Origin of the sequence: Methylomonas sp. AM2-LC (assembly GCF_039904985.1) — a bacterium.
Taxonomy (GTDB): Bacteria; Pseudomonadota; Gammaproteobacteria; order Methylococcales; family Methylomonadaceae; genus Methylomonas.
Genome location: NZ_CP157005.1, coordinates 4850728 through 4864869 on the forward strand (window position 1 = coordinate 4850728; position 14142 = coordinate 4864869).

Annotated in this window: 12 protein-coding genes; 4 read left to right on the forward strand and 8 right to left on the reverse strand. The window is 42.6% G+C overall.

Annotated features, from left to right (window positions below; genetic code table 11):
- Window positions 1–56: 56 nt before the first annotated feature.
- From ABH008_RS21830 to ABH008_RS21840, 3 genes are all read right to left on the reverse strand, one after another.
- A complete protein-coding gene (locus ABH008_RS21830) occupies window positions 57–1577 on the reverse strand; it encodes a Fic family protein (protein ID WP_347987717.1) in 1521 nt (506 codons plus the stop codon).
- A 433-nt stretch (window positions 1578–2010) separates the two neighbouring features.
- Complete coding sequence (locus ABH008_RS21835) at window positions 2011–3129, reverse strand: tyrosine-type recombinase/integrase (RefSeq protein WP_347987718.1); 1119 nt, start codon at window positions 3127–3129, stop codon at window positions 2011–2013.
- The gene (locus tag ABH008_RS21840) at window positions 3126–3332 is read right to left on the reverse strand and encodes a hypothetical protein (RefSeq protein WP_347987719.1); all 207 of its coding nucleotides are present in this window, start codon (window positions 3330–3332) and stop codon (window positions 3126–3128) included. Before ABH008_RS21840 ends, ABH008_RS21835 begins: the two co-directional genes overlap by 4 nt.
- Window positions 3333–3697: 365 nt before the next feature.
- Between ABH008_RS21840 and ABH008_RS21845 the strand changes: the two genes are divergently transcribed.
- On the forward strand, window positions 3698–4381 hold the full coding sequence (locus tag ABH008_RS21845) for a penicillin-insensitive murein endopeptidase (protein ID WP_347987720.1): 684 nt from the start codon (window positions 3698–3700) through the stop codon (window positions 4379–4381).
- Between the two features lie 96 nt (window positions 4382–4477).
- Here the strand turns inward: ABH008_RS21845 and ABH008_RS21850 are convergent, their stop codons facing one another.
- From ABH008_RS21850 to ABH008_RS21870, 5 genes are all read right to left on the reverse strand, one after another.
- Window positions 4478–4966, reverse strand: coding sequence for a hypothetical protein (locus ABH008_RS21850; RefSeq protein WP_347987721.1), 489 nt, complete (start codon window positions 4964–4966; stop codon window positions 4478–4480).
- 494 nt (window positions 4967–5460) lie between these two features.
- Window positions 5461–6537 carry a hypothetical protein gene (locus ABH008_RS21855; RefSeq protein WP_347987722.1) on the reverse strand — a complete coding sequence of 359 codons (1077 nt, stop codon included), beginning with the start codon at window positions 6535–6537 and terminating at the stop codon, window positions 5461–5463.
- Between the two features lie 253 nt (window positions 6538–6790).
- Window positions 6791–8008, reverse strand: a complete 1218-nt coding sequence (locus tag ABH008_RS21860; RefSeq protein ID WP_347987723.1) for a TraI domain-containing protein — start codon at window positions 8006–8008, stop codon at window positions 6791–6793.
- Between the two features lies 1 nt (window position 8009).
- Entirely contained in the window at window positions 8010–8564 is a 555-nt protein-coding gene (locus ABH008_RS21865) for a hypothetical protein (protein WP_347987724.1), read from the reverse strand.
- Window positions 8548–9519, reverse strand: a complete 972-nt coding sequence (locus tag ABH008_RS21870) for an integrase domain-containing protein (RefSeq protein WP_347987725.1) — start codon at window positions 9517–9519, stop codon at window positions 8548–8550. The genes ABH008_RS21865 and ABH008_RS21870 overlap by 17 nt, the downstream gene beginning before the upstream one ends.
- A 1485-nt stretch (window positions 9520–11004) precedes the next feature.
- Here ABH008_RS21870 and ABH008_RS21875 point away from each other — a divergent pair.
- The 3 genes from ABH008_RS21875 to ABH008_RS21885 all read left to right on the forward strand — a co-directional run bounded on the left by ABH008_RS21875 (window position 11005) and on the right by ABH008_RS21885 (window position 14032).
- Entirely contained in the window at window positions 11005–11910 is a 906-nt protein-coding gene (locus tag ABH008_RS21875) for a DNA-binding protein (protein ID WP_347987726.1), read from the forward strand.
- Between the two features lie 194 nt (window positions 11911–12104).
- A complete protein-coding gene (locus ABH008_RS21880; RefSeq protein WP_347987727.1) occupies window positions 12105–13046 on the forward strand; it encodes a hypothetical protein in 942 nt (313 codons plus the stop codon).
- Window positions 13047–13477: 431 nt separating this feature from the next.
- Entirely contained in the window at window positions 13478–14032 is a 555-nt protein-coding gene (locus ABH008_RS21885; protein ID WP_347987728.1) for a recombinase family protein, read from the forward strand.
- The last annotated feature ends 110 nt before the right edge of the window (window positions 14033–14142 follow it).

The window sequence follows — 14142 nt, forward strand, 5'->3', positions numbered from 1 at the left end:
TCCTTCGATCAATATTTTAATCGTATCTGATTGATTCAATCCATAGTCGGCAACAATTATTGTTTGACCTCGTCACCAATAAACCGTGTTAAGGGAGCGATGTCACCGTCAACGCTGGCCCGTTCCAGCGCATAAAGATAAGCTTCGCGACGTTCCACCCTGATAATGGTCCAGGGGTATCCACCCGATGCGAGCATCGCATTCATCAGGAACCGCCCAAGTCGACCATTGCCGTCAAAATAAGGATGAATGAATACAAACAGGTGATGACCCAGGACCGCTCGAACAGCGGGCTCCGGTTCTTGTTCTAGCAGATTGAATAAGGTATCCATGGCATCTATCAATGCCTCGCGGGGTAGTGGTGTATGCATGGAATTTCGGATATAGACCGGACCGTTGCGGTAACCTGCCAGTTGATAGGGCTCGAGTATGCCGGCAGTTACTGCAGGTGCGAAAAGCTCGCCGTGCCAGCGATGATGAGCGCTTCTAACAATCTGTCCGGCATTTTTTCCCGTCAGAATTTCTGTAATGCTCAGTTTAACGGCCTGAAATGCTTGATAGTAACCGCGAGCAGCTAGCGTGTCGCGATCCTTTTGGTCTTGCTGGATGGCATCTGGATTCCAGCCTTGTTTAGCAACCCTTTCTATAAGTTCATCGGTAACCTTATAGCCTTCTATCGAGAGCGAATTGTAAGCATCCGCCACATATCGCTCATCCACACTGGATAGGTAATTCTCAGCGGAATGGCATAGTCCGGGCGCTTTGGGGAAATTGTCCAAAACAGCATCGCGCCAACCCGCCCACATTGATACCAGGCGCATTGAATAGGGAGATCGTTCTCTATTAAGAGTGATCGTGGGGATCGAAATTTCAAACGGATTGGACTCCCTGACATCATATTTACTGAGTTTCATGGTCTGCAAAATACGATCTGCATCCTCAGAACGACCGATAAATCGAAAGGCACCCGCTAACCTTCCAGCAGAGGCCGTCATGCCTTCTTCAGTGAGCAAGACGGCCAGCAATTCCCCAAGGTCTCGTATCATGTTAAGGCCAATCTCAGCTTCTCGTGGATTATTCCTGAAAGACTGTGGCCCCAGTCTACATAATGTTTCGGGCAAAGATAGCGCCTGCAATCCGTTCACATCGACCCTGGTGCTGCGGAGGTTTTTGGGATCTGAGTAGATCAATAACGAATTACCATGGGGCAGGTTGAGAACAGAAGTCCCGCCTTCCTTGGTAATGACAGTGACCTGCTTGGGAATGATGGTGCTTTGGGTATGGATTAGCAGGGATACATCCACATTTAAACAATAGCGTTTGCCGAAGCGTTTTTTGAGATAGCCCGACAGAAAGGGCCAAAAGCTTGCGTACCAGGCTGTGGTGTCGACTTTTTGATCTCCGGGACTGGAGCAGACATACCATCCCTTCATAACCGGCCGAAGAAATCCCTCCTCAACTAAAATCAAGCGATGCGCGTCTTTGAGGTCACCGGATTCGATGGCGCAGTGTTGCTTTACCTGTAAGCGCTTTAGCGCTCGTAGTGCCTCTGCTAGTTTTTTGTTTGGACTTGCCATGCGCTCATCAACTTTGTTTTTCAGGCTTGTAAAACTTTGTTATTGCCTTGTAATATAACTTTGTTTTAGCTGTTTGTAAAACTTTGTTATTTAGGATGGCCACGTCTAAAATACGTAAGGGATAAGCAGTTGGCAGGCTCGAAGAAATTGGCTGGTTTAGAAAAGTCCGGTGCTCAGATTGAAAATTTGCTGTCTAACTTATTTTTTGATAAAAACATAACTAATTGATATAAAAGGGTAAATATTAGACTAATAGTTAGACAGAAAAAACATGTAAGTTATTAATTTTTATATAGGCAATCTGAAATAGACGCTCAGATTGTGATTCCGGTTGTCGTGGGTTCGAGCCCCATCGTTCACCCCACCAAAATCAATAACTTAGAGTGCATTTAAAGCGCTTTCCCCTCTCGCTGGTGGGAAATCTGGTGGGAAATCATTCACCGGCAGGTCTCACTAAACTTGGTTTAACATCATAAATATTCAGCATGCTGGCATTACGATGTCCGCTGGCTTCTTGCTTATTTCCAGTCGTATCCGTTACGCCTTTTCGTTTCAAATCATGAAAAGTGAAGTGATTAAACTCGATTCCTAGTTCATTGGCTTTCTTGATCGCTTGTTGATCGATTCGCGCCTTTGCGGTTTTTAACGACGAAACAACCAATCTATCCCCCGTTCTTTCGCTAATAAAAATTGGCCGTTCTTCAGGTTTGATTCTGGGTGGTATGCGCTTTTCCGCCAGGATTTTACTGCGCATATCCTTGGCTGCTTTCCAGGCGTTTTCTAAGCGTGGGTTCCATTCGGTTATATTGTCTTTAGAGCCTTTTCTTCTGCGGATATACAAACCTTCTGGCCGTTCGTCGGCATCTGTCAAATCAACCACCTCAGCAAGCCGCATCCGGCAGAGATAGGCAATTTCCATTGCAATAGGCATGTACCAATAATTTGAATCCTTGGCAACCTGCAGCAAGAAATTGTAATCATCATCCTCAGCATAATGTTTACGTGCTGCAACGGTTAATTTTTTGATGCCCTTGGCAGGATTGTCCTTAACTTTTTCATATTCGTATGCCCATGAGAAGACTCGCTTGATATAGGATAACTCCTTATTTGCCCGGCTTCTGGATTCTTCGGCTCTAAAATCCCGATAACTGCGAACTGTGCCAACAGACCATTTCGATACCGGCTGGTCGCCGAATGATCCGGATGCGGTTTTGCAGTTAATGATCTTTTCGTGACAGCCCAGATAATCGTCCTGTGTCGAACGAGCCAAATCTCGCCAGGCTAAGGAATTTTGAAAATCGAGGGACAGGCTCTTGAAAGTCGTTTCGGATTTTGCCTCTTGCGCATCGAAGGCTTGCCAAATTTCCGCCATGGTTGCCAAAGGCCCAGCAATACGCTTTGATCGCCATTTTCCGGCGGCGGCATCATAGAAATCCAGCATCCATTTGCCAGCGCCGGATTTATTAAACCAGGTATGAGAAGGAAGCTTGGAAGGATCCTTGATATGGGAGGGAAAATTGTCACTAGATCGTGTACGGCCACGTTTTTTCATCTAATAAACTCTATTTTTTCTTGGTTCTGATCATTGGCGTTTAAGCCAAGGGCGTTATTAATAGCATCCATGGTTGTAAAAACATGACCATCCTTACCGTATAACACTGGAACTTTTTGACTGCGCAAACATTTTTCAAGGGATGCGTTATTGTCATAGCCGGTTGCGGCTTTAAGTTCTTCGTGCGTTACGATACGTGCCATGTAGAATAACCATAGTGTTTGACATCCGCAGATGTCCTATTGCTAAAAATCATTATTTAATAACTTTTTCAAAATGCAAGCGCATACAAGCCAGGAATTTTGAATAATTTTCCGGTATTGAAAATAAAAATGCTAATTGAAAGGATGCGGAAAATTACTTCTTTTGCTGACATGGAAGCCAAATGATTGCCAACGCTGGCAATTGGCAAGTAATGAGAGAGTCGGTTTTTAAGCGTAGCGAATTCTGGGCCACCCCGTTTCATGTTCACCTGATTATTGCTAGAAACCAGGCGGTCTATTGCCTATGCTGAATCAATCGCGCATGATATAAAAAATAATCCAATCATTTGTTCATAATAAAAAGCATGTATCGATCAGGTCTTCTAGCGCTATTGCTATTTTCTGTGGTGGCCAATGCGGCTGAAGAAAGTATTTGCTTCGGAAGTCTGGATAATGGAAGTCTTGAAAACGGTTGGCAGCTGCCCGCTAGTGGAAAGAACTATTCTGCATACAGCGATATTGGTGTAATGATAGGTAGAAATTATGTGCATAGCATGATCTATAAGGTTGTTATAGATGCTTATGCAATGCTTGAAACTCAGGCGCCATCAAAGGTTTATGTCTATGGGGAGTCTGGTTATAAAGAAGGCGGCAAGTTTAGACCTCATAAAACGCATCAAAACGGGCTGTCTGTGGACTTCTTTGTTCCTGTCGTAGATAGTGAAGGCATTTCCGTGAAGCTGCCAACTTCTATTTTAAACAAATTTGGCTATGACATCGAGTTTGTTGGTGCAGGCGAATACAAAGGTTTAAAAATTGATTATGGCGCAATGGCTTTGCATCTTTGGGCTTTGAAAGCTTCGGCAGATAAAAATGGCGTAAAAATCTGGCGTGTTATCTTTGACAATGAGCTACAGAAACAACTATTTAAGGTTCCAGAAGCCAAAGGCTTGAGTGAAGTAATGGCTTTTTCTACGAAAAAACCTTGGGTTAGGCATGATGAGCATTATCACATTGACTTCAGTGTTCCATGCCTCCCTATGCGCTAAAATTAATGTCAGCTTAAACCTCCTGATCAGCAATCAGCGTAAAACTGAGAAACAACTAGCTTATGGGCAGTTCCGCGCTCGCAGAGTTAGATGTATTCACTTGACAACCTCTAGCTTAATAATGGCATTGCGCACATATGTGACTCGAACTGGCAATCCCTCTCGTATGGGGCCACCGTGTGAACTCGTGTTATTGAAACCACCAGTAATTACGTAATCCGAATATTCAAAGCATGCTCCTGAAACGCAAAATTTTTCCATAGTGTGCCCAGTTACAGGCATTGGCTTAAAGTTAGTTACAACCCCCTCGACAACAGAAACACTATTGGCCTTTTCTGCTTCTGCGAGAGATGTATAGTTGTGGTAGGTTGAAAAAAACGATATCAAAGTCCAAAAGACCGCAAATCCGAAGTAGAAAAATGTAAAAACGTTGCTTACACGCGGATGCTTTCCCCACCAACCAGGTAATCTTTTTCTAAAAGAGATCAGTATTACACCAACTCCAACAAGAATAAGACCGTGAGCCGGAAAGTCCCAACTTTTGTAACCAGCAGATGCTACGTCAAATACTACTTTGTAATCCATGGCGGTATTGCTCCAATACTGCTGGCGTTAAATTGGGAGGGCTGGGCAGAGCGACGTTCTGTCAATATTAAACCAAGAAGTCGAAACCAGTCTATCAATGCCTATCGGCATGGTCAACTGGCAAGGCGTTTAAAAAGTTATGATAAATGACAAGAAATTCCAATTAGACACGGAATAAAAGGATTAAAGAAAGGATAAGAAGGAAAGGCGAATTTCTTATTAGCTTTTCAATGATTTAAAGAGCCATATGCGGATCATACCTACCGACTGCTGCGGGCTATACCTACTTTGCCAATTCAGTTGCGGCTTATACCTACCGAAATTTTCGCCACCTGCGGATTAAACCTACCGCTTTTTGGGTGAGTTGCGGGTTAAACCTACTGCCAAATTGCCAACCTGCGGATTATACCTACCGTTATTGAGCGGCAAATTCAAAGAAAATGCCACAAATTTTGTTTCTGCGGCCTATACCTACCGATAGTTGAGGGTTATTCCTACCGTAACTGACGGGTTAAACCTACCGTTTTTTGTTGCCGTTTTTCCCGACCATCTGATTGCCTTTTATTGGCCGCCTTGACACTTTTGATGAAATCGCTGTGTGGATGCGCCTCATAAATGATGTCGATCACTTTATTCCGCTCCCCTCTAATATCCTTGATACGTTTAAAGGAATTAAAAACCTTGATAGTCATGAAAACTTCAAAAACCGCCTCCAATTCTTTGATGGCATCATTACTGCGCGACCGCTCCAGCATCCCACTTTCTTCGCGTATGTGTGCTAACGATAACTTTATTGGCACGGTGTGCGCCGCATTGGTGTAGTAGTAGGCTAGTCGTTTATAGAGCCAACGCGCCAAGTGGGTTTTTAGCTGCATCATTTGCCGGTAATTAAATTGCCGGTATTCGATATCGTTCATCGCTTTGTACACGAGGGGATGAAAGAACGCTACCCACCTAGACTCAGAGTTATCGAGTTCCGTATTACTCGAAAAACTGGAAATGCGTATAAATTTTTCGATTGAAAAGCCCTGACCACCCGAGTTTTTGGCATAAATTTCAATATCGGACCTGGCCAGAATAAGCAGCGATTTGACAACTTCCTGGTATGAGCGGGAGTGTCCTTGCTTTTTAAGCTCTGTCCGCAATTGGTGGAGGGTGAAAGTAATTCCGCAACTAGCTTTCTCTTTGTCAAAAAAGCATTGATTTTGCAGAGTTGCCATTTTTCTAAGAGCATCTTCGACGAGTTCTTCATTTGCGCTGGGAAAATAAGCGCGTCCATCTTCAATGCTTAAAAATGCCGGGGTAATCAAAATGCAGTAATCACAGTCCATGAATCTAAATTCTTTACGATATACCGGCAATTGACCATCTTTTGACCGCATGCGGTTTTGTTCGACTTGGGACAGCGAATATTTTGGTATACAGTCCCAAAGTTTTACCGTATTAGATAGCGAAAGCAATTCATCATAAGTGTTATGCAGAAAATCTCTAAAGATATTGACTTCAATGGATTGAAAGGCTTTTAAGCTTGGAGGCGTGAATACGCTTACGCTTGGCGTTTTGTCTAGCATGACCGTAATTGTAAGTTTCTTTGACGATCCCCTATAGTATGTGCATTTTGAGTTGCCTGTGGGTACGAAAGACGCCGTTTTAGAGCCTCATTATCTTTATAAAGCTTTGGCGTCAGCCAACAAAATTATTTACACCCTCATGATTAGAGAAAAACCCCTTTAACCCGACACCAGTGGTACTACTAATAACTTTTCCAGCTAATCAGCCTATCCAACTTTTAGCGACGACATTTGCAAAATGGTTTACCCATCGTTAGCATTGTACATTCCCTTGCAGTGCTTTATACCGCCCAGCAAAAAGCAAATTGACAGTACGCGAAGCCTTCACCGCTTTAAGGTACTTTTTCTCAGGACTATCGGCAACAGGAATAGCTATGTCGAACAGATACTCGTTCATCTCATTACTTTCTATTATTCCAACGTCCAGCAGGATTTCAGCCAGTTTTTCCTGAGTGTCCGGTATGTAGGGGCAATCCATATCCCTTAGGGTGGAATTGATATTTTTGGCGGCCAACGGCCAAACCAGAAAAACGCCATCATCGCCACCCCAGATAGGGCTGAACTCTTCTTTAGCCACCCAGATTATACTTTTTAATAGTGCTTCCAGGGCATTGGTCAGCCAATATACAAGATGTCTGCCCGCTAGCGGTTGATTTTGATGATCTTTCATATTTCGGGCCTTAAGACTTATAACCACTTGTGAATTGATTTTAGTGAGTGGGTTTTTAAGGTTGGCCGGGTTGTGTAGCGCGTTGACCAAAGTGCTTGATATTGCCGGTTCCGCCACGCCTTCTTGCAACATTTGCAACTGTTCGCCATCGATAATATTGTCAGCTAGAGTATAAGCCAAAAAGAAATCGGGCCTATATTTCCAGTGTATACGGTATTGCTTATGATTATTTCGGCAAAGCCATTGGGCTAGTGGCTCTTTTGTTGGTCGCCATTTGATTAAGTTATCTTCACCAAATACAGTTAAATTCGATATTGTCGCAATGGCCTCACTAAACAACCCGTTTAGAAATGCAGCATAAGTCCATAAATCTTCATTTTCTCGCCTGATTTCGGGTGTGACGCGGGTTAATATCCGACGATTTGCACGATGGATAGATCGTAAGGAAGCTTCCAGACATAATGTAAATAATCCGCATGGATGATTGAAATGCTCGAATTCCGATGCCGGTAATAAGTGTATCAAATTAACAAGCTGCCGGATTGGCCGCATAAGCATGACTTCCGCTTTATCTTTATTGTGCGAACCTGCCATGCCAGTTGCCATTTTTATTTCTTTAATTAATTCGGCATTTGTCTCATGGTTGATAATAAATTCTATTGGAAAAGCGTGTATTGTTTTATTGCGCTCTGATGTCCACTTAAATATCTCGTCATTGCTAATTGGCATGGATTTATTTAAGGCTTTATCGATTTTGTTTTTGCCTGGTTTAGTTTTAAAATTAAATAGTTTTTTTATCATTTTAATAACCCCATATGATTAATGATGTTATGTCGCTGTTTAATAAGTAAATTGAATGTCCAGTTTCTTTATAAAGAAGATCAATATCCATAAATGAAAAATCTAATTTTCCGGATTCGATTGCTGCAATTAAGCAAGGCTCGCAACAAGTCAAGTTCGCAAGTTTTTGAATGGATAATCCCCGTTTTTCACGAACCGTTTTAATCGCAACTGAAAGTTCAGGAATAACTGGATATTCTGCTGATTTTTTGATTTCCGGCTCAACGCCTTGTTTAAACGGTTTGGGTAGTTCTTCATGTTTACCCAGCCATTCCCAAAGCTTGCAAAGCCCAAGCCAATATTTGTAGGCCGTTGCATCGGATAAATCCCGGTGTGATTTCCAGAAACCGATGACGTGATTTTTTCCAATCCCGTGCAGAGATATCACTTTCTCAGTGGATTCTATCCAGTCAAGAAATTCAATAATTCTGACAACCTGCTTTTTTCTATTCTGTTTGCCGCCGCCGCGCACATAATCCATAAAGAATTTCTCTGCTTGTTTAGCCAAGGTACGCATTGCTTATCTCCACGCGGTGATGGCCTAATTCAAGCGAGATTTGTAATCGGGCCACGGCATCTATTTTTTGGGCTTCTTCCTCGCTAATGTTCAGATAGAGCGCTAATTGAAAAATTCTTTCCTTTCTTGACCAGCCTGCTTCTACCGGCGACGGTGCGCCGGTTATTTCACGATAGCGGTCTTGAGCATAAAAATGGCGTTCACTATGAAAACCGATCTCGGCGAGACGCGCTTGTTCGTAACAGGCTTTTTGGAAATCCGCATAGGAGATGTTTTTTGGAATAAGCGATCTTCCATCCTGGACAGCTATTGCTTGTTCAAGTGCTGTTATTCCACAGGGTCGGCAGGGAACGCGGCGTAGCTTTCCGCCTTTTGTGCCGGCGCGAAGGGTAATGCGACCGTCCTTAAGCGCTTCTTTAAGCGCCAGTTTAGGATTGAGAAGACAGCTTTCTTTGAATCGCAAACCGAATGCGCGTTGTAAACCCAATAAACTGGAAATTCTGTCATCGACTGCACGCTGTGCTGTTTGGTGGGTTGCCATGCTCATGGCTTTGCTTTCTGTTGGAATATACGACCTGGCTTGAATCCCGCAATCTTTCCCCGGCTTGACGGTTTTCCATTCGCCTTGGGTGGCGAGCCGCATCACAGTGTTCACCGCGCTGACATAATTCTTTGGCGAAGATGGCGATTTGCGTTCGCCGGCATCCAATTCTTGCTGCAGCGCTTGGCCATATTCAATCACCAGTTCCTTGCTGATTTTCTCCATGCGTTTGATGCCCTGCGGCTCGGCCCATTTGCAGAAATAGGCCCAGCGCTGACCAATATCGCGCTTTGACTGAAATCCGCCGTGAAAGCGTTGCTCGACTACCTTCTGACCGGCGATCGCCATGTCCCGGCTGCCGATGCTGTAGTTGCGGCTGTATGAAGTTTCGCCCTTTACCTTTACCTTTGCCATTACCATTCCTCCTATTCCCAGCGTATTGTTTGCCCTCTCTCAAAGAGGTCTCTACGAAATCGCTTTGAGAGAAGGCGGGAGTTGTCCAAAATAGTTTCTTTATCGTGAGCAGGGAACTCCCGCCCAAACCCTCTTTTTCACACAGGACACATTCTCACGATAGTTGAGCGAATTTGCGCAGGCCATACGCCCGGCAGATATGTGTGATGAACAAGGATCAATGCGCGTTTTAATACTCGCCGCGCTCAAGCGAGATCATTTGGAATTCCTTTCTAGACGGTGGGTGTCAATCGTTCCTGCGTTCCAATGCAACGCCGGTATTTACCGTTTCCGAAGAGAATTTTCCGTACAGGGAAGATAAAAGACCCTTTTTGCCCCGGCGTTCTTTAACGGAAGCAGGCGGAACTAAAGGTGTGTAGCGGTTCAGATAAAACGTCTCTTTGTGAGAAGCTTGAAAAACGTTTCTCGATTTGGTCAAAGGCGGACGCTGGGGGGAGTATTCGATAGTTGAGAATTGGTACAACCGATTTTTTTAAAAACAAAAGATCGGAATCCTGTTTGTGGAAGCGGGTTTCGGCAAACATTCGGCATTTCAAAGATAAAATGCAATACCAATAGCGCTGTTCGGACGCAGCTTGCTAACACGCTCTAGCGAATATTTTTTGAATGCGCACCAAGGCACGCGGGTTGAGGTCTGGCGGAATACCAGAATAGCTTAAATCTAGGCCTGTTGATAGCATAGTCTCAGCCTAGATAAAGGGATAATCCACACAAGTGCGGATAGCCCTAAAAAATAACATCACGGCAAGCCGTTAAAAATAATCACGCCGGAGCGCTTAACAGGTTCCTTATTTTAAGTGCTGAACTGGCACTACAAGTGAACCGCAACTTGCAACGGTTAAAGTGGTAAAAATTCTATTTTGAGTTTTATTTTTTGTCAACCCGTTAAATTGAATAAATAGTGAAGTTTTCGATTAAGAATAAATGTTGATATAAGTTTGTATGGTCCATGCAGGGCTGTGATGGGTGAATGACGTTCAGTGAATGGTCAATGACAGTCAGTGAAGGGGCAGTGATAGGTCAACGACGTTGAATGAAGGTCAAAAACCATCTTACAACCTCCAAATCAGTTCTTTGACATGCCAAAATTTATTTAATAACGCGTGTTACGCGGACTTGAGAAGTTATTATTAGTTTGTTCGAAGTAATGGAGCTAATTTCCGTACAGGAAGTCATGCAGGTTTTGCAGGTATCGCCAGTTTTGATTTCTCCGTTAATAAACATTTGCCTCATAAGTCGCCCATTCGCGCATCCAGTTGTAACCGACCCATCAAATTAATGCTGATGCTGCTAAAGTGAAATTTCCGCGTCAACAGCCAAATGGCCGGAAATTTTAAAGAGTCCGATTCTGGCGTTCTTTCGCTCTTATGAGATAAGAATAATCAGATTATTATTCTGATGATGTTATTTTTTAGGACGTTACCCATGAGTCAATTAGTTACCCCTATCCTCGCCGATGTACGTGAACGCATCATCCAGGCTGCAAACGATTTGTACAAACAAGCCGGTCGGCAAAGCTTCCCAACTGTTGACGAGGTACGACGATATGCCCGTGTAGACATGAATGCGGCTTCTTTTATCATGCGCGAATGGCGACGCGCCCAGAGCGTTCAAGCAGCGCCGGTGGCTGTGCATATACCGGACGCCATGGTTAAGGCAAATCATCAGATGTTGGTTGCGCTGTGGACGCAAGCTCAGGAGTTGGCGAACGAGAGTCTACGGACTGCTCAATCCGCATGGGATACAGAGCGAGCCGAGTTAGATGAAATGCGGCAGGAATTAGCCTATGCTTATGAGGCGCAAGCCGCCGAGTTTGATCTATTAAAATCCCAGGCCGCTGATGCGGCGATTGCGCATCAGGAGGCCGCAAAACTGGCCGCTGATGAGTTGGCCGGAATCCGGACAGAACTAGCCCAGTCATTGACCCGAGCAGAACGTGCAGAAGCACAGGTCGGCGAGATTGATCGCCGGGCTGCCGATCTTCGTACCGAATTGGATAGAGCGCATGAGGAAATATATCAAGCGCGTAGTGCATTGGCCAATCAGCAAAAATTAACATTATCCATCACCGCGGAGAGTAATAACACTAAGTCCGAACTGACCAAAGCGTTAGTGGCTGCCGAAGCATTGGTAGAGGCGCACCAGGAACAGAGAAGCATTGCTACACAAGAGTTGGATAATCAGAAAAAACAACTTGATCAAGCCATACAATCAGCGGCAAACGCCCGAGAACATGCGGCGGAATTGGTTGGTAAGTTTTTGGCGATGCAGGAGCAGAATGCGGCATTGTTGGCACGGTTGGGGCCAAATAACGACCTTACATTAAGGTAATAACTATTAAATTCCAAATTCGGCTGAACAACGTTAGGTTAAGTCTAATGACTTCTCGTATGGGTACCCGCAGCCTGCATTTTGCGGGACCCTGGGAATTGATTTAGCCTGTATTGCAAAAGATGTGTGTAATGATATGCCCTATATGGATTATAATTTTTTGCAAACAACATTTGTTTATTTTGGAGGCTTTCATGCTTGAAAACATGATAAAACTAATAAACTATTACAGCCCATCAGAAAATAAGAACAAATATTTAAAAGAAAAACTAAATAAACTAAAAAGCATTAAGAGTGAACAAAAACTTTGCAATTTTTTAGGTTGTAAGGAAGTGGCTATTGATTCACATGAAATTTCAAAAGGTATTTTCTTATCTCAAATTTCAGATGAAAATAACGAAGTTAACATACTTGCTAGAGATTTCAAAGGCAATATAAGACGATTTTATTTCAAAAAAGAAAACGTGAAAAGTGCCACGACTTTCCCAGGTTTTTGTGCGGCACATGATAAGAAAATTTTTACTAGCTTTGAAAATGGAACTTTTACAATTAATCAGGATTTCGTTCAAAAGCAAAGTCTAAGAACACTAAAAAAAGAGATTTCATTAATACATGATGAAATTAAAACATTAAGTACACTAATTTTTTCTCCAGAAAAGCATGAAGATATAAGGTTGTTAAAAAAAAACTATCACGGCCAAGCTAAAAATCTAAAAAGGTATCAGAAGTTATTTAATAACTTGAGTCATAGCATTGATAAAGGAGGGTCAATTATGCAATTTAAAATCATAGACGATGTTCCTAATAATATGGTTCAGTTCTCAAAACTTAGACATGATATTGAAACCATTCTAGGAATTCCATTAAAGCACGCTTATATATTCATATTCTTGCTATTCAATGATGGAAAGCAGAAATTAATTTTAGCAACCTTCAAAGACAAAACATCTAATAAATTAATGGAATTTTTAGTACAAAATAAATATTTTCTCAACGAGTACATCTTGATAAATAAAGAGCGATTTATCGTATCTCAAAATTTTATAAACTCCCTAGATCATGTTGATTACAACACTATGCTTGATGATAACAAAATAATTCAAAACAAGTTTTTCCTAAAGTTCATGGGGTTCTAAGCCCTAACCCCAGAAATTTTTGAAGTATTATAATTCAAAGTTTTACAGGCATCCTGATAAAAAAAATTGTAACAAACTGTTGAACTTTACCACCATAGCACCTTCGCGTATCTGCCTGTGAAGGCAAAATAACCTAGCTCAAACACAATTGGCATGATTGCAGCCTTACTACAGAGTTAACCATAGATTTTGGGGATAACCTCTCAAAACACAAACGTTAAACAAACAAGTGTTTTTTTAACTTTTTGCCGATGACCACTTCCATTTCGGTTTTGAATTCCAAAAGCCTTCAATAAACGTTAAATAACTAAGTAAAAAAAGTAAATTCGTGTTATAGTTAAATAATCATAGGTTAATTTAGTCTTCAGTCCTTTCCATACAATAAAAATGACATCTATTTGTGCGACAATTTCTGATTGGGACTTTTACAAGTGAAGATTGGTTACGCCAGAGTATCGACCAATGATCAAGACACCCAGCTCCAACTAGATGCTCTGAATTCTGTAGGTTGCGTACGGATTTACGAAGAAAAGCAATCCGGCGCAAAAACAGATCGACCAGAATTACAGCAATGCCTTAAGTCCCTCAGGGAAGGGGATATATTAATAGTATGGAAACTGGATCGATTGGGTCGTAGTTTGCAACATCTTATCGAGACTGTGACTGATCTGGAAAATCGCCATATTGGCTTTCAGTCCTTAACGGAAAATATCGATACCACTAGTCCAACTGGTAAATTGATTTTTCACATATTCGGGTCTCTTGCAGAATTTGAGCGTGGTTTGATTCGTGAGCGTGTTAAGGCGGGTTTGGCCGCTGCTAAGAGGAAAGGCAAAAAATTCGGTCGGCCTGATGCGCTCAACGAAAAAGATAAAGATATGGTGTTAGCGATGTTCAATGGTGGTGCTGCCAAAATTGATATTGCCAGGCACTTCAATGTTACCAGGCAAACTATCTATACCATATTAAAAGAGTGCGATACCTGATCTATGCCGAAAATCGCTAAATAACTGAGGTGAGCCATGAATCCTATTTATTTGAAAAGTCACGACACCAAACAAAACATGCATCGTTTTTTTCAGATGTTTGTGACGCC